Origin of the sequence: Streptomyces sp. NPDC059816, from assembly GCF_042732055.1 — a bacterium.
Lineage (GTDB): Bacteria > Actinomycetota > Actinomycetes > Streptomycetales > Streptomycetaceae > Streptomyces.
In genome coordinates, this window is sequence record NZ_JBHWIQ010000012.1 from 168,260 (window position 1) to 186,743 (window position 18,484).

At 72.2% G+C, this 18,484-nt stretch carries 20 protein-coding genes and 1 pseudogene; 10 read left to right on the top strand and 11 right to left on the bottom strand.

The window, feature by feature from the left end; all coding sequences use genetic code 11:
• Positions 1–381 precede the first annotated feature (381 nt).
• Together ACFV88_RS18105 and ACFV88_RS18110 are read right to left on the bottom strand one after the other, a co-directional pair.
• Positions 382–1,035, bottom strand: a complete 654-nt coding sequence (locus ACFV88_RS18105) for a response regulator (RefSeq protein WP_385492173.1) — start codon at positions 1,033–1,035, stop codon at positions 382–384.
• 4 nt (positions 1,036–1,039) lie between these two features.
• Positions 1,040–2,308 carry a histidine kinase gene (locus ACFV88_RS18110; RefSeq protein WP_385492404.1) on the bottom strand — a complete coding sequence of 423 codons (1,269 nt, stop codon included), beginning with the start codon at positions 2,306–2,308 and terminating at the stop codon, positions 1,040–1,042.
• Between the two features lie 262 nt (positions 2,309–2,570).
• Here ACFV88_RS18110 and ACFV88_RS18115 point away from each other — a divergent pair, with 262 nt between their 5' ends.
• Positions 2,571–3,131 carry a hypothetical protein gene (locus tag ACFV88_RS18115; RefSeq protein WP_385492176.1) on the top strand — a complete coding sequence of 187 codons (561 nt, stop codon included), beginning with the start codon at positions 2,571–2,573 and terminating at the stop codon, positions 3,129–3,131.
• A gap of 22 nt (positions 3,132–3,153) precedes the next feature.
• Here the strand turns inward: ACFV88_RS18115 and ACFV88_RS18120 are convergent, their stop codons facing one another.
• Genes ACFV88_RS18120 through ACFV88_RS18130 form a run of 3 tightly spaced genes read right to left on the bottom strand, consistent with a single transcriptional unit; the run spans position 3,154 to position 5,320 of the window.
• Positions 3,154–3,723, bottom strand: coding sequence for a cob(I)yrinic acid a,c-diamide adenosyltransferase (locus tag ACFV88_RS18120; protein ID WP_385492178.1), 570 nt, complete (start codon positions 3,721–3,723; stop codon positions 3,154–3,156).
• A 5-nt stretch (positions 3,724–3,728) separates the two neighbouring features.
• The gene (locus ACFV88_RS18125) at positions 3,729–4,493 is read right to left on the bottom strand and encodes an ABC transporter permease (RefSeq protein WP_385492181.1); all 765 of its coding nucleotides are present in this window, start codon (positions 4,491–4,493) and stop codon (positions 3,729–3,731) included.
• Between the two features lie 44 nt (positions 4,494–4,537).
• Entirely contained in the window at positions 4,538–5,320 is a 783-nt protein-coding gene (locus tag ACFV88_RS18130) for an ABC transporter ATP-binding protein (protein WP_385492184.1), read from the bottom strand.
• Positions 5,321–5,418: 98 nt separating this feature from the next.
• Here ACFV88_RS18130 and ACFV88_RS18135 point away from each other — a divergent pair, with 98 nt between their 5' ends.
• The 4 genes from ACFV88_RS18135 (at position 5,419) to ACFV88_RS18150 (ending at position 10,877) form a co-directional block, all read left to right on the top strand.
• The gene (locus tag ACFV88_RS18135) at positions 5,419–6,159 is read left to right on the top strand and encodes a TetR/AcrR family transcriptional regulator (RefSeq protein ID WP_385492188.1); all 741 of its coding nucleotides are present in this window, start codon (positions 5,419–5,421) and stop codon (positions 6,157–6,159) included.
• 166 nt (positions 6,160–6,325) lie between these two features.
• Entirely contained in the window at positions 6,326–7,174 is an 849-nt protein-coding gene (locus ACFV88_RS18140; RefSeq protein ID WP_385492191.1) for a 3-hydroxyacyl-CoA dehydrogenase family protein, read from the top strand.
• Positions 7,175–7,493: 319 nt separating this feature from the next.
• Positions 7,494–7,817 carry an STAS domain-containing protein gene (locus ACFV88_RS18145; protein WP_385492193.1) on the top strand — a complete coding sequence of 108 codons (324 nt, stop codon included), beginning with the start codon at positions 7,494–7,496 and terminating at the stop codon, positions 7,815–7,817.
• A 198-nt stretch (positions 7,818–8,015) separates the two neighbouring features.
• Positions 8,016–10,877 (top strand): ATP-binding protein, encoded by a 2,862-nt coding sequence (locus ACFV88_RS18150; protein WP_385492196.1) that lies wholly within the window; start codon positions 8,016–8,018, stop codon positions 10,875–10,877.
• 74 nt (positions 10,878–10,951) lie between these two features.
• Here ACFV88_RS18150 and nucS read toward each other — a convergent pair whose 3' ends face one another.
• A complete protein-coding gene (nucS, locus tag ACFV88_RS18155; RefSeq protein ID WP_385492199.1) occupies positions 10,952–11,623 on the bottom strand; it encodes an endonuclease NucS in 672 nt (223 codons plus the stop codon).
• Between the two features lie 211 nt (positions 11,624–11,834).
• Here nucS and ACFV88_RS18160 point away from each other — a divergent pair, with 211 nt between their 5' ends.
• Positions 11,835–12,227 (top strand): SCO5389 family protein, encoded by a 393-nt coding sequence (locus ACFV88_RS18160; protein ID WP_385492202.1) that lies wholly within the window; start codon positions 11,835–11,837, stop codon positions 12,225–12,227.
• Between the two features lie 117 nt (positions 12,228–12,344).
• Here ACFV88_RS18160 and ACFV88_RS18165 read toward each other — a convergent pair whose 3' ends face one another.
• On the bottom strand, positions 12,345–13,373 hold the full coding sequence (locus ACFV88_RS18165) for an LLM class flavin-dependent oxidoreductase (protein WP_385492205.1): 1,029 nt from the start codon (positions 13,371–13,373) through the stop codon (positions 12,345–12,347).
• A 215-nt stretch (positions 13,374–13,588) separates the two neighbouring features.
• Here ACFV88_RS18165 and ACFV88_RS18170 point away from each other — a divergent pair, with 215 nt between their 5' ends.
• Both ACFV88_RS18170 and ACFV88_RS18175 read left to right on the top strand, forming a co-directional pair.
• Positions 13,589–13,921 (top strand): ATP/GTP-binding protein, encoded by a 333-nt coding sequence (locus ACFV88_RS18170; RefSeq protein WP_385492208.1) that lies wholly within the window; start codon positions 13,589–13,591, stop codon positions 13,919–13,921.
• A 102-nt stretch (positions 13,922–14,023) separates the two neighbouring features.
• The gene (locus ACFV88_RS18175; RefSeq protein WP_385492211.1) at positions 14,024–14,560 is read left to right on the top strand and encodes a hypothetical protein; all 537 of its coding nucleotides are present in this window, start codon (positions 14,024–14,026) and stop codon (positions 14,558–14,560) included.
• Between the two features lie 284 nt (positions 14,561–14,844).
• Here the strand turns inward: ACFV88_RS18175 and ACFV88_RS18180 are convergent, their stop codons facing one another.
• From ACFV88_RS18180 to ACFV88_RS18190, 3 genes are all read right to left on the bottom strand, one after another.
• Positions 14,845–15,033 carry a hypothetical protein gene (locus ACFV88_RS18180; protein WP_385492214.1) on the bottom strand — a complete coding sequence of 63 codons (189 nt, stop codon included), beginning with the start codon at positions 15,031–15,033 and terminating at the stop codon, positions 14,845–14,847.
• A gap of 499 nt (positions 15,034–15,532) precedes the next feature.
• The gene (locus ACFV88_RS18185; protein ID WP_385492217.1) at positions 15,533–16,504 is read right to left on the bottom strand and encodes a hypothetical protein; all 972 of its coding nucleotides are present in this window, start codon (positions 16,502–16,504) and stop codon (positions 15,533–15,535) included.
• Positions 16,501–16,860 carry a hypothetical protein gene (locus ACFV88_RS18190; RefSeq protein ID WP_385492220.1) on the bottom strand — a complete coding sequence of 120 codons (360 nt, stop codon included), beginning with the start codon at positions 16,858–16,860 and terminating at the stop codon, positions 16,501–16,503. Before ACFV88_RS18190 ends, ACFV88_RS18185 begins: the two co-directional genes overlap by 4 nt.
• A 146-nt stretch (positions 16,861–17,006) precedes the next feature.
• Between ACFV88_RS18190 and ACFV88_RS18195 the strand changes: the two are divergent.
• Together ACFV88_RS18195 and ACFV88_RS18200 are read left to right on the top strand one after the other, a co-directional pair.
• Positions 17,007–17,231 (top strand): annotated as a pseudogene (locus ACFV88_RS18195) (helix-turn-helix domain-containing protein); the annotation flags it as partial.
• A 102-nt stretch (positions 17,232–17,333) separates the two neighbouring features.
• Entirely contained in the window at positions 17,334–18,047 is a 714-nt protein-coding gene (locus ACFV88_RS18200) for an XRE family transcriptional regulator (RefSeq protein ID WP_385492410.1), read from the top strand.
• On the opposite strand, the gene ACFV88_RS18205 is transcribed toward ACFV88_RS18200, so the two are convergent.
• Positions 18,044–18,430, bottom strand: coding sequence for a hypothetical protein (locus tag ACFV88_RS18205; protein ID WP_385492223.1), 387 nt, complete (start codon positions 18,428–18,430; stop codon positions 18,044–18,046). The two genes, ACFV88_RS18200 and ACFV88_RS18205, sit on opposite strands and share 4 nt — an antisense overlap.
• Positions 18,431–18,484: the final 54 nt, after the last annotated feature.

Genomic DNA, 18,484 nt, shown 5'->3' on the forward strand with positions numbered 1-18,484 from the left:
ATCTCATGACCATGACACGCTCACCGCAGTGCCGCGAGAATAGAAAGGTCTGGACCATCGGTCAAGAGGTCTGGACCAACGAAGCGAAGGCATCGCAGGTCAGAGCCTTGGGAACCCCATGGGTTCACCAACTGACGCTTGCTCACCATCCGTCACAGTGGACGTTGGTGCCCCCGAGTCACTTCCAACTCCCGGCTTTCACCACCCACTGTGACACTCCGGGGTGCGCGGCACGGCGCACTTCCCGGTATCGCCCCGGTCGCCCGCGCTCCGGCGCACGTCCTTGCAGGTCCGGGCCCTTGGTGGCGCTCGTCACACCGGGGGCGGGGCGCTGTCCGGGACGTTCCGGAGCGTGGCGGTCGGGCAGCGGAGGGGCAACGCCTATCCGCACAGCCCCAGTTCGCGGGCGAGCACCGCGGCCTGGACGCGACTGCGCAGCTCCAGCTTCCCCAACATCCGGCTGACGTGCGTCTTCACGGTGGCCTCCGCCATCTCCAGACGCGCCGCGATCTCGGCGTTGGACAACCCCTCCCCGATGCACTGGAACACCTCGCGCTCCCGTCGCGTCAACGTCTCCAGCACCGCCTGGTCCGCCGCCGAACTCCGGCTGGAGCGGGCCGGGTTCGCGAACTCGGCGATCAGTCTTCGGGTCACCGCGGGGGCGATCAGGCCCTCGCCCCGCCCCACCGCCCGCACCGCCGCGAGTAGGTCCCTGGCCTCGGTGTTCTTCAGCAGGAAGCCACAGGCCCCGGCCCGCAGCGCGCCGAACACGTACTCGTCGAGGTCGAAGGTGGTCAGCACCAGGACGTCCGCCAGGCGCTCGGCCACCACCTGGCGGGTCGCCGACACCCCGTCCAGGACCGGCATCTGCACGTCCATCAACACCAGGTCGGGGCGGAGTTCCCGGGCCAGGTCCACGGCCCGTTGCCCGTTCTCCGCCTCGCCCACGACCTCGATGTCCTCGGCACTGCCGAGGATGAGCACGAGACCGGCCCGCACGGCTGACTGGTCCTCGGCGACGAGCACGCGGATCATGGGGTCACTCCTTGGCCTGGGACGGGCCTGAGGTGCCCGATGCGGCGGACGTGCTGGATGCGGCGGACGGGCCTGACGGGCCTGACCTGTCTGAGGGGGCCGCTGTGCCGGGCGGGCCGACCGTGTCGACGGGGAGGATGGCGCGAACGCGCCAGATCTTGCCGTCCTCGGGCCCGTCGTCCGGTTCGGGACCCGCCCCGAAGAAGCCGTGCAGCAGCGCGGTGCGCTCCCGCATCCCCACCAGACCGGCCCCCGAACCGGGTGCCCGGGGCCCGTCCCGTTCGCCGTGCGGGCTGGTGACCGTGACCGTCAGGGAGTCCGCGTCCCGGGTCAGCCGAACGTGCACCCGGCCCGGCGATGCGTGCTTGAGGGCGTTGGTCAGGGATTCCTGGACGATCCGGTAGGCGGCCAACTCCACCGGCGCGGGCAGCCGCTGGTCGTCCGCGGGGCGGGCGTCCGTCAACAGCACGTCCAGACCATTGGCACGGGCACCCGCCACCAGGGCGTCCAGCCCGTCGAGCGTGGGCGCCGCCGCGGGCTCCAGATCGCCGGCGGAGTCCCGCAGCAGACCGATCAACCGACGCATCTCGGCCAACCCGGCGACGCTGTTCTCCCGGATGACGCCCAGCGCGGTCCGGGTGGTCCGCTCGTCGTCCAGGGAGAGCGCGGCCGTCGAGTGGATGGCGATGGCCGACAGGTGGTTGGCCACCAGGTCGTGGAGTTCGCGGGCCATCCGGGCGCGCTCGGCGCTCACGGCCTGGACCCGGTCCATCTCGGCCAGCAGCGCGGTCTGCTCCGCGCGCAGCCGTTCGGCCTCGGCGGTCTCGCGGTGGTTGCGGACCAGGACGCCGGTGGTGGCCGGGGTGATGGAGATCAGGGCCGTCACCACGCCGATCAGGATCGCCTCGGGCGTCCGGAACCAGGCGAGGAAGCCGATCGTCGCGGCCACCGAGATCAGTCCGCACGTCACCGGGATGCGCCGGGCGTTGGCGGGGGTGCCGTAGACGACGGCGGCGTAGACCAGATCGGTGAACATCACCAGGGTCGCCAGGTTGCCCGTGGTGAACTGGTCGGCGATGACCGCCACGGTGCCGACGGACAGGGCGACCTGCGGCCGGGTCCGCCGCATGGTCTCCATCGCCGCGGCCACCACCATCGGCACCAGGGACCACCCCTCGCCGAGCGGCCGGTCGAACTGGAGGTGCAGGCCGAGCGCCCACATCAGAAGCCCGCCGAGCAGCCCGCCGAGGGCGATCACGGCGTCCAGCCGCATCGAGTCCGGCGGCAGTGCCGACGGAAGCCGACGGCTGCGCGGAATCCGGTGGGCGGACGAATCGGACGGGCTCGGCATGCTCCCATCCAACACGCACCGGCTCCTCGGGACATCACCGCGCGGTCGGAACACCTCGCTGGTCACTACACACAAGGATGCAGTCCGAGGTCGGTCCCGGCGACGACGATCCGGGGCGGTCCTGGCGGGAGCATGGAAGCAGTCCCGGCGGGGGAACGGCGGGGGGCAACGGAGGATTCGGACTGTGATCGTCACCCTGATCGTCATCTGCGAGGTCGGCTTCTGGGTCCTGCTGGCCGCCGGACTCTGCCTGCGGTACCTGGCCCGGATGCCCCGGCTCGGCGCCGCGGTGCTGCTGTGCGAGCCGCTGCTCGAAGTGGTGCTGCTGGTCGTCACCGCCGTCGACCTGAAGAACGGCGCCGCACCCGACTGGAAGCACGGACTGGCCGCCGTCTACATCGGCTTCACCGTGGGGTACGGGCACTACACCGTCAGCCGGATCGACGCGCGCTTCCAGCACCGCTTCGCGGGTGGCCCGCCACCGGCGCTGCCCCCGAAGTCCGGGCCCGCCCGGGCGCGCCACGAGCGTCGGCTGTGGGTGCGCACGGTCGTCGCCGCGGCGGTCGCCTGCGCCCTGCTCCAGGGCGCGATCTGGTACGTCGGGGACGGCGGCGGGGACACCTCCTCGCTCGCCGGGTGGCAGGGCACCGCGCTGAAGGCGGTCCTGATCCACGGCCTCGTCGCCCTCGCCTACACCCTCTGGCCGGGCAAGGAGCCCGTCGACGCGGGCTCCCCCAAGCCCTGACCGCCGTCGCGCCGACGTCCGCTCAGCGCTCGCCGCCCGGCACCCACAGGACGTCCCCGTCGGGGTTGGCGACCCGGGCGAGGATGAACAGCAGGTCGGAGAGGCGATTGAGGTAGGTGGCGGTCAACGGGTTCATGGTCTCGCCGTGCGCCTCCAGCGCCGCCCAGGTGGACCGCTCGGCCCGCCGGACCACGGTGCACGCCTGGTGCAGCAGGGCCGCGCCGGGCGTGCCCCCGGGCAGGATGAAGCTCCGGAGCTTGGTGAGCCGCTCGTTGAACCGGTCGCAGTCCTCCTCCAGCCGGTCCACGTAGAACTGCTCCACCCGCAGCGGCGGGTACGCGGGCTCGGCGACCACCGGGGTCGACAGGTCGGCCCCGACGTCGAAGAGGTCGTTCTGCACCCGGGTGAGGACGGCGACGACCTCCTCGCCGAGGTCCCCGAGGGCGATGGCGGTCCCGAGCACCGCATTGGCCTCGTTGGCGTCGGCGTAGGCGGCGATCCGCAGATCCGTCTTGGCCGTGCGGCTCATGTCCCCGAGGTTGGTGGTGCCCTGGTCCCCGGTCCTGGTGTAGATGCGCGTCAGATTGACCATGGGCCTCAGCGTAGTGAGGTGCGCTCCTCCCGGAAGACCCGCGTGCCCGCGGTCACGGCCGCCGCCGCGAGTCCCAGCGCGATCAGCGCCCCGACCAGCACGTCCCCGGTCGCGTACTGCCCGGCGTAGGCGTCCCGCACCGCCTCCACCAGGTAGCGCAGCGGCACCAGGTGCGACAGGGCGTCCAGCCAGCCCGGGGCGAGGGACATGGGGAGCATCAGCCCCGACAGCAGCATCACGGGCAGCGTCACCGCGTTTACGGTGGGCCCGAACTGGTGGGCCCCGGTCAGCCGCATCGCCAGCGCGTACGACAGCGAGCCCAGGGCCACCGTCAGCAGCGCCACGAAGGCGAAGCCGATGAGCAGGCCGAGGACCGGAGCGCGCAACCCCATCAGCAGTGCGGCGCCGACCACCAGCACCGACTGGCAGGTGAGCAGCGCGGCGTCGAGCAGGACCCGGCCGAGCAGCAGTGCCAGCCGACTGACCGGGGTGACCCGCATCCGGTCGATCACCCCCTGGCCCTTCTCGACGATGACCGAGAACCCGGCGAAGGACGCGCCGAACAGCGCGAGTTGGAGCAGCAGCCCCGGGGCGAGGACCTGCCAGGAGTCACGGCCCCCGTCGAGCGGGAGGCCGGTGAGCAGGGGGCCGAAGAGGACGAGGTACAGCAGCGGCATCACCATGCCGAACAGCATCTGGAACCGGGAGCGCAGCACCTTGCGGGCGTAGCGGCCGAAGACGAGCGCGGTGTCGGAGAGCAGGACGGGCACGTGGGTCTCCTGCGGGGTCGCGGGGGCGGGATGCGGCGGGCGGGTCACACGGCGACGGGCGCGGTGTCCCGGGGGAGCGGGTCGCGGCCGGTGACGGCCAGGAACGCGTCCTGGAGGGAGGCGTCGATCGATCCGGCGTGGGCCAGCTTGAGCGCGGTCGGGGTGCCGTTCGCGACCACCACGCCCCGGTCGACGACGACGAGCCGGTCGGCGAGCGCGTCGGCCTCGTCGAGGTAGTGGGTGGTCAGGACGATCGTGGTGCCGTGCGCCTCGCGCAGGGTGCGGACCAGGTCCCACAGCACGGCGCGGCCGGCCGGGTCGAGTCCGGTGGTCGGCTCGTCCAGGAAGAGCACCTCGGGACGGTGGGTGAGGCCCATCGCGAGGTCGAGGCGGCGCCGCTGGCCGCCGGAGAGGGCGGCGGTCGGCCGGTCGAGCAGTGCGTCGAGGCCCAGTTCGGTGGCGAGCTCCTCGGCCCGCGCCACTGCTTCGGCCTTGCCGAGCCGGTACAGGCGGCCCTGGGTGACGAGTTCCTCGCGGACGCTCAGGGTGGGGTCGAGGCCACCGGACTGGGCGACGTAGCCCGTGCGGGCGCGGACGCCCGCGGGGTCGGTGGCGAGGTCGTGGCCGGCGACGGTCGCGGTGCCGCCGGTGGGGCGCAACAGGGTCGTCAGCATGCGCAGGGTGGTGGTCTTCCCGGCGCCGTTGGGGCCGAGGAGACCGAGGATCTCGCCGCGCCCGACGGTGAGGTCGACGCCCCGGACGGCCTCCACGGGGCCGCGCGGGGTGCGGAAGGTCCGGGCGAGGCCGGACGTCGTGATGACTGCCATGACCCCAGAAAAACAGAGGCCCTTAAATTTTGCAATGCCTCCAAAATTTCAGGGACGGCAAAAAGTGAACGATGTCCAGGGGTCGATAGGCTCGGACCATGGACGACGCACGGACACGCGGCAGCGGGGGCCCCTCCCTGGGCGACGGCGCCGACGGCGCCGACGGCACCGACGGCACCGCACGGGATGCGGCGGGCGCGCCCGAAGGGCTGCGGGAGCGCAAGAAGCGGCGCACCCGGCAGCACATCTCCGACGTCGCCACCGGGCTGTTCCTGGAACGCGGCTTCGACGCCGTCACCATCGCCGAGATCGCCCATGCCGCCGACGTCTCCGTGAACACCGTCTACAACTACTTCCCGGCCAAGGAGGACCTCTTCCTCGACCGGGCCCCGGACCTCGCCGACCGGCTCGCCGGCTGGGTGCGCGGACGGCTCCCCGGGGAGTCCGCCGCCCGGGCCGTGCTGCGCCACCTGCGCTCCGAGGTGGAGGCCGTGTCGCCCCGGGTCGGCCTGACCGAGGGGTACGACCGCTTCCTCGTGGTGGTGGAGGACGCCGCCGGGCTGCGCGCCCGACTGTGGCTGCTGGACCAGGAGATGTTCACCCGACTGGAGCGGGCGCTACGCGAGGAGACCGGCGCCGCGCCCCGCGACCGGCTGCCCTCGCTGATGGCCGGACAGATCGACTGGGTGCACCGGACGGTCATGGGTGTCATCCGCTCCGGTCTGATCGAAGGCGGCAGCCCCGAAGCCGTGTCGCGCGAGGCCCTGGACGCCCTGGACGACATGGAGGAACTGCTCGGCGAACGGGTCCTCAACTACGCCGTGCGCACCGCGGGATGAGCCCGCCCGGCCGGGGGCGACACGCGGTACGGGGCGAGGGGGGTGTGATGTCGGTCATTCGGGGCGTGACACGCATCTCTTCCCTGTCATCAGGGCCCGCAGTGCCGCTAGGGTCCGCCGAAGGGGTGCGGGGAACTCAACGTCAACAGCGGGTGAGGGGTGCAACGTGGCACGCAAGCTGGCCGTCATCGGAGCCGGGCTGATGGGCTCCGGAATCGCGCAGGTGTCCGCCCAGGCGGGCTGGGACGTCGTCCTGCGCGATGTCACCGACGAGGCGCTGACCCGCGGCACCGACACCATCCGGGCGTCCTACGACAGGTTCGTCGCCAAGGGCAAGCTCGACGCCGTGGACGCGGAGGCCGCCCTCGCCCGGATCACCACCACCACCGACCTGGACGCCGTGGCCGACGCCGATCTCGTGGTGGAGGCCGTGTTCGAGAAGCTGGAGGTGAAGCACGAGATCTTCCGCGCCCTCGACAAGATCGTCGGCGAGGACGCGGTCCTCGCCTCCAACACCTCCGCCATCCCGATCACGAAGATCGCCGCGGCCACCGAACGACCCGAACGCGTCGTCGGCACCCACTTCTTCTCGCCGGTCCCGATGATGCAGCTGTGCGAACTCGTCCGCGGGTACAAGACCAGCGACGAGACCCTCGCCACCGCCCGGGAGTTCGCCGAGTCGGTCGGCAAGACCTGCATCGTCGTCAACCGCGACGTCGCCGGCTTCGTCACCACCCGGCTCATCTCCGCCCTCGTGGTCGAGGCCGCGAAGCTCTACGAGTCGGGAGTGGCGAGCGCCGAGGACATCGACCTCGCCTGCAAGCTGGGCTTCGGTCACGCCATGGGCCCGCTCGCGACCGCCGACCTCACCGGCGTCGACATCCTGTTGCACGCCACCGGGAACATCTACACCGAGTCCCAGGACGAGAAGTTCTCCCCACCCGAATTGATGCGCCGAATGGTGGACGCCGGTGACATCGGGCGCAAGAGCGGGCAGGGCTTCTACAAGCACTGAGCGGACCCGCCGCCGCTCACGGAGCGGGCGGACGGGGCACGCGGTCCGGGGGTCGGGCGACCCTCCGGTCAGCGGAACCGATCTGACGCACCCTCACCCCGAGGATCACTCCTCGGGGTGAATTCGATATCGGTTCGCTTACAACCAGCAACTACGGTCGCCCACCGGCAGTCAGTTGCAGTGACATGGCCGGACAGCAGTACGGACCACTCGGGCGGGCCCGCACCACCGACCACTGACCGCGGTCACCCATCCGCGGTCACCCATCCGGGTCACGGCCCGGGTCACCTTTCGCCGACACGGAGCACGGGGAGCGCATATGTACATCAGGGGCGACCACGCCGAGCTGGTCGTCGGGGGCCGCCTCGACGTCCGCAGCGCGGCGGACGCCCGTACGGCCTTGCACTCGGCGGTCGACGACGGCGCCGGTGACCTGGTGCTCGACCTGTCCGAACTCGACTCCTGGGACGCCACCGGACTCGGCGTCATCATGGGCGCGCACCGCCGCGCGGGACGTTGCGGCCGGCGGCTCGTGCTGCGTGACGTGCCGCCCCAGATGCAGCGCCTCCTGGTCGCGACCCGGTTGCACCGCATCCTCGCCATCGAGGGCGGCATCGGCGTCGAGTCGCTGCCGCGCGTATGACCACGGCGATTCTCATCGGACTGTGACGTCCCGGGCCCCCCGAGACGCGCCCGTTCGGGGATACTGGCGCGAGATCCAGTGCCCTGGCACCCGCCCGCACGGCAACCCGCGGGGAGGGGAGCCGCGTCGGTGACGGCAGCGCCGAGCGCGGACCAGCGGGTGGGGCGCGGTACACAACGCTCTTGGGGGGCTTTGACCATGGACCCGACCAATCGGGAACCGGAGCAGCACGACCCGGACGCCCCCGGGAACCGGGAAGCGTACGAGGACGTGTTCGACCGTCACGATCAGGCCACTTCCGGCGCCCGCGGTCAGCAGCGCCCGGAGCCGGTCGACGGCGCACCGACGACGAACCGGTTCCTGCCCGCCGTCCGGGGGGACCGGTCGCCCGTACCCGTGGCCGGCCGGGCCGCACCGCCCCGACCCCGGCCGCCCCGCGACCCGCTCACCCCGGACCTCGGCGGCGCGCACCCCGCCCGCCGCCCCGCCCGACTGGTCGCCGGCGACCTGTCCCTGCTCGTCAACCCCGTCGACGGCAGCGAGATCGCGACCTGCCCGCCGGGCGAGCGCCCGGGCCCGCCCGAACGGCACACCGCCGAGGCCCGCGAGGAGGTGCGCCGCGCCGCCACCCCACCCGTGCCGGCGGGTCCCGCACTGGCCAGACCGCCCCTGCTGGAACGCCAGGAGGAACGCGAACACCTGGTCCAACTCATCGCCCGGGGGCGTTCGGTGCGGCTCACCGGAGCCACCGGCTCCGGTCGGACCGCGCTCCTCGACGCCGTCGCCGAGCAGTGCGCCGACCTGGCGCCGGACGGGGTCATCCGGCTCACCGGCTTCCGCCGCACCGTCACCGACCTCTTCCACGACCTGTACGGCGCGGTGTTCGACAGCGCGGGGCACCGCCCCGACCGGGCCACGCTCGTCGAACGGGTCCGGGAGATCGGCGCCGTCGTCATCGTGGACGACCTGTCCTTCGGCGGCACTCCGCTCGACGAACTCCTCGACGCCACACCCGAGTGCGCGTTCCTGCTCGCCGTGGACCCGGACACCCCCGCGCCCACCGCCGACGCGCCCGTCGAGGACGTGACGCTGGACGGCCTCAGCCGGGCCGCGAGCACCGAACTCCTGGAGCGGGCCACCGGGCGCGTCCTCACCGAGGAGGAGAGCAACTGGGCCGGTGACCTGTGGTTCGAGTCGGAGGGGCTGCCCCTGCGGTTCGTGCAGGCCGGCGCCCTGCTGCGCCAGCGCGACGCCCGGCGCCTGCGCCTCACCGCCGACGACCCGACTGCCACCGGCACCGGCACCGGTACCGGCACCGAGGACGGGCAGCCCGACAGCGTGCGGGACCTCCCGCTGCCGTCCCCCGCCGAGGCCGCCGCACCCGCCGCGCTGCTGGCCGCGGACCTCAGCGAGTCGGCCCGGGCGGCCCTGCGGTTCGCCGTCGCCCTGGACGGCGAGGTCCCGCACCAGGCGCACCTGCCCGCCCTGGTCGGGGACACCCACGCCGATGCGGCCCTCGCCGAGCTCGCCGCCGCCGCCCTGGTCACTCCGGTCGGGGCCCGGCACCGGCTGGCCGCCGGCGTGCGCACCCAGTTGCTGGCCGCCGGCTACCCCGACGACCCGGACCTGGCCGACACCGCCGAAGGGCCCGGCACCACCACCGGTGACCCGCACGCCCTGATCGCGGCCCGCCACTACGCCTGGTGGACCGGCCACCCCTCGGTGACGCCCCGAAGGGTCGCCGCCGAAGCCGACGCCGTGTTGACCGCGCTCACCGCCGTCGCGTCCACCGCCACCGCGAACGCCCCCCTGGACCCGGCGGACGAGGAGGGCGGCCCCAGCGCGCCGGTCGGACTCGCCCGGGCCGCCGCGCCCGTCCTCGCCGCCGGCGGCGACTGGAACGCCTGGGAGGCCGTGCTCCGGCTCGGCGTGGAAGCCGCCCGGCACACCGGAGAGGTCGCCGACGAGGCGTACTTCCACCACGAGTTGGGCGTCCTCGCCCTGTGCGCCGGGCAGTTGGGACGGGCCAGGGCCGAACTGGAGGCGTCCGTCGCGCTGCGCGGCGCGGTCGCCGACCGCCGCGGCGCCGTCGCGGGACGCCGGGCGCTCGCCCTGGTCACGGACCGCTCCGGGCAGACGCCCGCAGCCGACTGGGGCGGTGCCCTCGGGGCGAAGGCGGCCGGGGCACGGTACGAACAGCCGGCCGTGCCGCCCGCCGCTGCCACCCGCGTCATACCGCTGCCCCCGGCCGCCACTGCCGTCACCGCCGTCCCCCCGGTCATGGGTGCCGCAGACGGCTCGACGACACTGGTCAGTTCGGTGCGACCGCCCGTCGCCGGGTTCTCCGCACGGGTCCGCAGGGCGCGCCGGGTGGTGCTCCACGGCACGCGGCGCAACCTCGCCGCCGCGGGGGCCGGTGCGCTGCTCGCGGCGGTGCTCGGCACGGTGGTGACGCTCGGGATGATCTCGGAGGACGCCCCCGTCCCCGCCGACCGGGTCAGGACGAACCCCTCCGCCAGCCAGGGCGTCGACGACGGACGCGGCTCCGACGACGACGGCAAGGAGACGGCGGACGCCACCACCTCGGGGGACGCGGGGGACACCCAGAACGTCGCGGACGAGACCGACCAGCGCACCGGCTCCACCAGCCGTCCCGTGGTTCCCGGCGCCACCTCGGCCACCCCCTCGGCCCCGAGCGCCTCGCAGTCCCCGGGGCCGGGCTCCAGCGGGCGGCCCACGAGCTCGGCGCCGGGCGGCGGTCCGACCGAGCCGAGCAGCCCCACCACCTCCACCGGAACGGGTCCGTCCCCCAGCGGTGAGCCCACGCCCCCGGCGTCGACCGGGCCGCCCTCGCCCAGCGCGCCGCCGACCACACCGACCGGTCAGCCGCCCACCACTGCCCCGCCGACCACGGGCCGGCCGAGTACCCCTCCGTCGCCGCCCGCGGCGAGTTCCACCACCGACCGGTCCGCCGGTCCGTCCGGTCCCGTCCGGGTGTCCCCGCCCGCCGAGACTGCCGACGGCGCCGACGGCCCGGGCAGCCCGGACCCGGTGCAGTGAACGACACCGGCCGCGGGCGGGGTCGATGACCCGCCCGCGGCCGGGAGGCTGATGTGCGTGGCGCCGGGGACCGGCTAGAACAGGCGGAGTTTGTCGTCCTCGATGCCGCGCAGGGCGTTGTAGTCCAGGACCGTGCACCCGATGCCCCGGTCGGTCGCGAGGACCCGGGCCTGCGGCTTGATCTCCTGCGCCGCGAACACCCCGCGCACCGGCGCGAGATGGGGGTCACGGTTGAGCAGTTCCAGGTACCGGGTCAGCTGCTCGACCCCGTCGATCTCGCCGCGCCGCTTGATCTCCACCGCGACGGTGCCGCCCGTCGAGTCCCGGCACAGGATGTCCACCGGGCCGATCGCCGTCGGGTACTCCCGGCGGATCAACGTGTAGCCCTCGCCGAGGGTCTCGATGCGGTCGGCGAGCAGCTCCTGGAGGTGCGCTTCCACCCCGTCCTTGATGAGCCCCGGGTCCACGCCGAGTTCGTGGGAGGAGTCGTGGAGGACCTCCTCCATGGTGATGATGAGCTTCTCCCCGCCCTTGTTCACGACGGTCCACACCCCACTGTCGTCCCCCGTGCCCTCCTTCAGGGTGCAGGGCGGCGACATCCAGTTGAGGGGCTTGTAGGCCCGGTCGTCGGCGTGGATGGACACGCTGCCGTCCGCCTTGATCAAGATCAGGCGGGGGGCCGACGGAAGATGGGCGGTGAGCCGGCCCGCGTAGTCCACGGAGCAGCGGGCGATGACGAGACGCATGGTCGACCACGCTACTGGACGCCCGGTGCTCCACGCGATTCGCCCTGGAAGGACCCCGTACGCGAGTGGCCGGTTGTGGCCGCGTTCTCCTGGTGCGGTCTGGACACGGTGCTTACCGTGGAAGCGGGAGGTCGCGGAGCGTGCACGCTGCGTAGGCGGACTCCCGCCCTGTCCGTGAACCCCCGGGACCGGGGGTGCGAGAGGAGAACCCATGTCGCTCGACGTCTCACCGGCGCTCCTGGAGCAGGCCGAGCGAGGCGAGGTCGACGAAGCCGCCTTCGTCGACTGCGTCCGGACCTCCCTGCCCTTCGCATGGGAGATGATCAGCTCCCTGGTGGCCCAGCTGAAGGTGGACGGCGGCGAGTTCGCCGACAACCAGACGCCCCCGCCGGACGAGCAAGCGCGCGGCGAACTGCTGCGCGCGCTCGCCAGTGACGCGATTCGCGGCACGCTGGAGCGGCACTTCGGAGTGAGGCTCGCGTTCCAGAACTGCCACCGTGTCGCGGTGTTCCCGCTGGACCCGGGGGTGGACGCGACGCTGGCCCGCTTCACCTCGATCCGCAACCAGCTCCTCAACCAGTCGCCGGAGCTGCGTGACTGCTGACGGTCGCCCAGCGGCCCGCCGTCGTGGACCCGGCACCCGCCGTGACAGGTCCACGACGGCGGGCCGTGCGCACCACGGTCCGTGGAGCGACCCCGCGGCCGTCGGTTCCGGCTGCCCTCACCGCAGCTGCGGCAGCACCTCGGAGCCCAGCCGGCGGATGTTCTCCTCGGTGGCCGCCAACTCGCCGGACCCCTCCGTCAGGAGGGCGAACCGGGTCAGGCCCGTGCGCTCCGCGGTGGCCGCGAGCGTGTCGGCGCAGTGCTGCGGGGTGCCCACGGGATGGAGGGAGCACAGCAGGTCCGTGTAGGCCACCGGATCGCGCATGGTGCGGGCCCGGCCGTCGACCGTGACGTGCGCCGTGAGGCCCTGGCGCAGCCAGCCCGGCATCGCCTTGCGCAGCGACTCGGACGCCTCGGCACCACGGTCGGCGATCTGCACGACCCCCGCCGAGACGTGCGCCGCGTCCAGCACCTCTTCGACGCCGAGGCCGGACGCCCGGGCGTGCGACCGCCACAGGGCCAGCATCTGCCCCTTCTCCTCGTCGGAGGCGTGCATGCCGAGCAGCATCGGCAGACCCCGTTCCGCGGCGAGCCGCACCGAGCCCGGTGACGTACAGGCGACGACGACTTCCGGCCCGTTCGTGCCGCAGGGTCCCTGCGCGGGCTGCGGTACGACGTCCACCGGGCGGAACCGGAACCGGTCCGTCTGCGCGCCGACCCGGGACTCCGTCAACCAGCGCATCAGCAGATCGAGGGATTCCGGGAAGCCCGTCTCGAACGCCGGCAACCCGGCGCCGAAGACCTCCAGATCGACCCACGGCCCGCCCCGTCCGACCCCCAGCGAGAAGCGCCCGCCGGAGGTGATGTGCAGCAGTGACGCCTGTTCGCCGAGGGCCACCGGATGGACCGTCGGCAGCACGCTCACGGCCGTTCCCACCCGGAGCGTCCGGGTGCGGCCCAGCAGCAGCGCCGCCAGGGTGACGGCCGAGGGGCACGTGCCGTACGGCACGAAGTGGTGCTCGGCCAGCCACACCGCGTCCAACCCCGACTCCTCGGCGACCTCCGCCGTCCGCACCGCCCGGTGCAGCGCCTCCCCCTGGCTCTGCCCCGGGAACTGGGCCGCCAGGACGAAACTTCCCACGCGCATGTCTCTCCTTCTTGGCACCGGTCCCGGTGCTCCCCCTCGTTCCCCCTAGGCAACAACGCACCACACGTGCCGAAGGCACGGCCGCCCGGAGGATTGACGGATTGTCGGGGTATTACGGGGCGATTGCGGGAACCCGGACGTGCACCCGCCGTTCGGGGTGACGCGTAGGCTGGACGGGACCTGTCGCTGTTCCCCTGAGATCGTGAGGTGCGCCCGTGTCGCCGCGTCGTAATCGCCCCAAGGGCGGCAAGGACTTCGCAGAAGCCGGGTCCGGCGACGACCACGACCGGTACGGCGGTTTCGAGTCCGTCCACACCTGGCGTGGTGAGGAGTGGTCCGTACGCCATGTGGCGGGCGCGAGCACGGTGGGCAAGACGTACCGGTGCCCCGGCTGCGACCAGGTGATCGCCTCCGGGGTACCGCATGTGGTGGCCTGGCCGCAGCACGCGGGTGTGGACGACCGACGACACTGGCACAAGGCCTGCTGGGCCGCCCGCGACCGTCGGGAGAGCCGCGTGCAACGGGGGCGCGGCGCCCCGCGGCACTGACGCCGGGCCCACCCGTCGTGGTCCGGGTCGCCCGGGTATCGTCACCTCCGGTGGACGTCACCACGGACGGTGGACGTCACGGCGGAACAGGGGTGGTACCGCATGTCCTTCTCCCCCCAGCGCCAGGCGCGGGTCCTGACGGTCGCGTTCACGGCCACGGCCGCACAACTGGGCGCCGTCGCCCTCGCCTTCGCCGTCTTCGTGGCGAGCACCGCCACCGAGTCGCCCTTCCTGCCGGTCCTGACGCTCTACGCCCTCGTGTACGCCCCGCTCGTCGTCCTGGCCCTCGCCCTGCTGGGCACGGCGCTCTACGCCCTGCCGGTGCTCGTCTTCGCGGACCGGGCCGTCGCTGCTCGGGGCGGGTCCACCGGGCGCTGGCGGGCCGGCTTTGCCGTGACGTTCGGCGCGCTGTACGCCCTGCTGCTCACCTTCGAGGCGCCGGCGGACTACCCCTGGGCGTTCGGCGCGCTCGTCCTCGCCAGCGTGCTGCCGCTGCTCGCGGTCGCCCGGTCGGACCGTCGTCGCTCCGGTGGCCGGGAGCCGAGCACTGCCGGCTCGGCCAGCCGGTTCTGGGGGATCGCCCTGGTGGCCGTGCTGACCCCGGCCCTCAGCAGCGCAGCCCTCACGGCGTTCGCCTAGCCGGACCGGTACTCCGGCCACCGGGTTCTGGCACCATGAACCGCGCTGCGAAAGGCAACGGTCAACAACCGGCAAAGCCCCTCTGAAACCCCAGGTCAAAAAGGGTGTTCCCCGCGCGAGCGGGGGTGGACCGGACGGTGGCAAGGAGACCTTCGTCGTCTTCGAGTGCTCCCCGCGCGAGCGGGGGTGGACCGAGCTGGTGTTGTTCCGTCGGCGCCCGCTTTGGAGCCGACGGGCCCGTGCCCCGGCTGTAGGGCACAGCCCTCCGCGGCCGGGGCGGGAGCTCAGCGAGCGTCGGACGCGTCCTTCAGCTGGTGGGCGAACACCAGCTGTTCCAAGCGGCGGAGACAGGGTTCGCAAGTGAGGAACGGTGCCGTTCCATGGACGGTCTGCACGGGGCCGAGCCACAACACGTCGATGCCGCGGTTCTCGCACCGCCAGCAGTCGCCGACACGCCAAGTCCGAACGATCACGCGCGTACCCGGGACCGACAGTTGCACGAGCACGGCGACGGCCGCTTGCGGACGCCCAGGTGGAGAACCGCCCGCCCACCGCGGACCCGAAGTGCGCCGGAGGTTCGCTCCCGGCACTGGTGGTCGTCGGTCCCGAAGATGCGGGCCTTGATGCACGGCGCGCACGGCATGGCCTCCGGGAGGCACCGCCGGTGGAGATGCACGGGCGAGCCGGGCCCCGACGGGGAGAAGCGGGGCTTCGATATCTGGCGCTGCCACCATCGGATCGGCTCGGTGCAGCGCGCGCAGTACCTGAGGGTCGTGCGGACCAAGGGTTCCTCGCAGACGAAGAGGGTGGAGGGGGAGGGCTCCGGCTCGTCTCCGGACAGGGGGAGGCGAACCGAAGCCATGGGGGCGCCGGCCCGGCCGGCGGCTCAGGACCGGGTGGTGATGCCGTACGCCAGCGCGATGATCAGCATGGCCAGCGACGCGACGTACAGCACTTGGTCGACACCGGGCCTCATCGCGGCTGTTCCGGGAGGCCGGTCGGGGGGTCCCAGCCCGGCCGCATGGTCACGTGCTCGTCGCCTGCGCAGCAGACCGTGCAGTACGCGATCCGTCCGCGCCGAGCGGCGACGTACTCACCGAACCCCTGGTGCTCCCAGATGGGGCGCTGGCAGGCGCCGCAGACGAGGAGTTCGCCCTTGCCCTCGGTGTCGGTGAGCGGGCCGGTGATCGATTCGATCGCCGTGCGGAGGTCATCAGGGTCGGTCAGCGGAACGGGGTCCCGCGGTTCCCGGAGCCACCACCGTTCCATGCCGGCGGCTCCCACGCCGGGGATGGACAGGACGTCTCCCATCTGATGGTGGGTGATGGCGGCTCCGGGGGCGTCCGGCCACTGCTCCGTGCCGCGCGGGGACACGATCATGGTGTAGGTGTCGTGTCGGTCATCGGTGATCACCGGCCCGCAGTTCTTCCGTACGGTGGCCAGGCGCCTCAGCACGAGGTTGCCCCAGGTGGACGGCATGCTCACTGCAGCCCACGTCCCATCGAGCCGGACCCGGTGCGCGACGGTGTCGAGCAGCGATTCCGTCAGGGGAACGGGCGGCGGGGCGATGACGAGACCGACGCCGGGGGTGCCCGTGCGGGCGGCCAGCGCCCGCAGGACGATCCCCAGCCGACGCCCGCCGAGGAAGTCGACGAAGCCGATCGGGAGCGTGGTGGACCCTTTGACGGACCGTATGACCGACAGGAACGCGCGCTCGCCGAGGTCGAGCCGGAGGATTCCGAATCCGCTCTCAAAGCGGTCCCAGTCCATGGACGCGCCGTCGGCGGTTCGGTCGACCAGCAGGTCCCGTACGTCATCCCGGGCGAGGAGGTCGCCCTCCTCGATGAGGGCGGCGACGGCTGCCTGCTCCCGCAGATCCCGTGTACTGGCCCAGATGCTTAGTTGCGTTGCCAGCGCTGCGGACGGGTCAGTCGGTTCGATCATGTGCGCACCCCGACGGCCACCGTGTCCGAACCGGCGAGCGTTGCCAGGGCCCGCAGGACGATCGTGAGGCGCCGCTCACCGAGCGCGGCGATCTGCCGGAGGGGTAGGGCCGTGCGCTGCGCGATCGCCAGAACGAACGCGAGGAACACCGCGTCCGACTCCGACAACTGGTTGAGCAGGCTGTGGCGGCGGCTCAGGCGCGGCCAGTCGCAGATCATTTGGCCGTTGCGTTTCACGGCCAGGGAATTACGGACGCTATCGCGGGTGATGAGGTCGTCGTCCGCGGCGAGTGCGCTGACCGCTGCGCGATCAGCGGTGCTTTCACCTTTCGCCCACTCGGCTAGGAGATCGCTCAACGAGGGCGGCGACAATTCTGAGGGTTGCGTCACTGTGTTTCACTCCGGCCCGACTTGGTTGGGGAGTCACAGCATTTCGCTGCCGTGCAGGTGTATCCGATACGTTCCGCAGACCAGCATCGCGCGCAGAGCGTATCGTCGCGGCCATGAGCGGTCGGGCACCATGGACATCCGTTCGGTTACGCGTCGCCTGGGTCAACCGAGACTGGGCATCTCTCCTCAAGGAGTACAGACGTGCAGCCCAGTTGACGCAGCGGGATCTAGAGAAGATCATCGGAATTCCGCAATCTCACATCGCGCTCATTGAGTCGGGCCGCCGGACGGTGAAATATGCCAAAGTCAAAGAGCGCATTGCCGAGGGGCTGTCTGTGCCTGATGAACTGAAGGGTGTCACCGGGGCCCCCGAGGCGTGGGGCCCCGACCCGGAATTGCGGGACAGATTGGCTCTCACCCAGCGCACTGGACGCGTAGACATGCGCGTTGCCGACTGGATCACGAGATGTCTCGCAGAGCAACGTCGGGCAGAAGACGAGATCGGCGGTGACGAACTCCGCCCGATAGTCCTCGCGCAGCTCCACGCCGTCGCCCGGCTACTCCCGAACGCGTCGTACGACACGGCAGACCGGCTGCTGCTGCTCGCCGCCGAGCACGCACACTGGTTGTCCTGGGTGTCCTGGCAGTACGACCGCCGTGGCGCCGCCCTCACGTGGTTGGACCTCGCCGCTGGATGGGCCGCAGACGGCGGCCACACCGACATGACTGCCTGGATCGGCCGGATGCGGGCCTACTACACGCTCGTGCGCCAGGACCCCCACCGCGCGCTCCGCGTAGTGGAACAGACCCGGATCGCGTCCCCGGATGTATCGCCCGCCACGGTGGCCGCCATCGCTCATCAGGAGGCGATCGCCGCGGCAGCCATCGGTGCGAGGGACCGCGCCCGGCGACTGGTGGACGAGGCTCAGCAAGCGGCGGCGCAGGCCCCAAACGTGGAAGACCGGCCCGGGTGGCTGTACTGGCTCACTCCGGTCCGGTCGGAAGTCCAAGCCGCAGAGGCTGCGTACACCCTGCGGGACTGGTCGGACTCCGTCACCCGTTTCCGCGCGAGCTTGCCGGGCCTGCTGGTCGAGTACCCCCGTGACCACGCCTACTACAGCCGTCAGCTGGAGGACGCGACCCGCCGCGTCTAGTTCGCATGGATGGGCTCCAGGCGGCTCAAGATGCCGAAGCCCTGGTGGAACTCCTCCGCGAGGGCTTCGGCCTTCTCCCACGTGAGGTCAGGGTCTTCCACCTCCCGGTACCCCTCCATGGGCGGCTCCGCCCCAGTCAGCGTCTGATGGTCGGCCGGGATCATCACGAACCGCCATCGGGTCACCATCTGCATGCGGGCCACGGAGAACGTTCCCGGGTCGGCATGTCCCGCCTCGGCACGGTGGTCGCGCAGCTCGCGCAGAACGTCTGCCATGTGCGCGCCCTCGGTGTCGTCCGTCCACCGACCTAACTGATCTTCCAGCACGACGTGTTCCTCGGCGACGGCGCCGGGAGTGGTGTACCAGACGGAGAAGTGCCGCATGTGCGCAGTGCCTCCAGCAAGTTGAGGACCCCCGTGGTGTCGGGACCCCGGGGG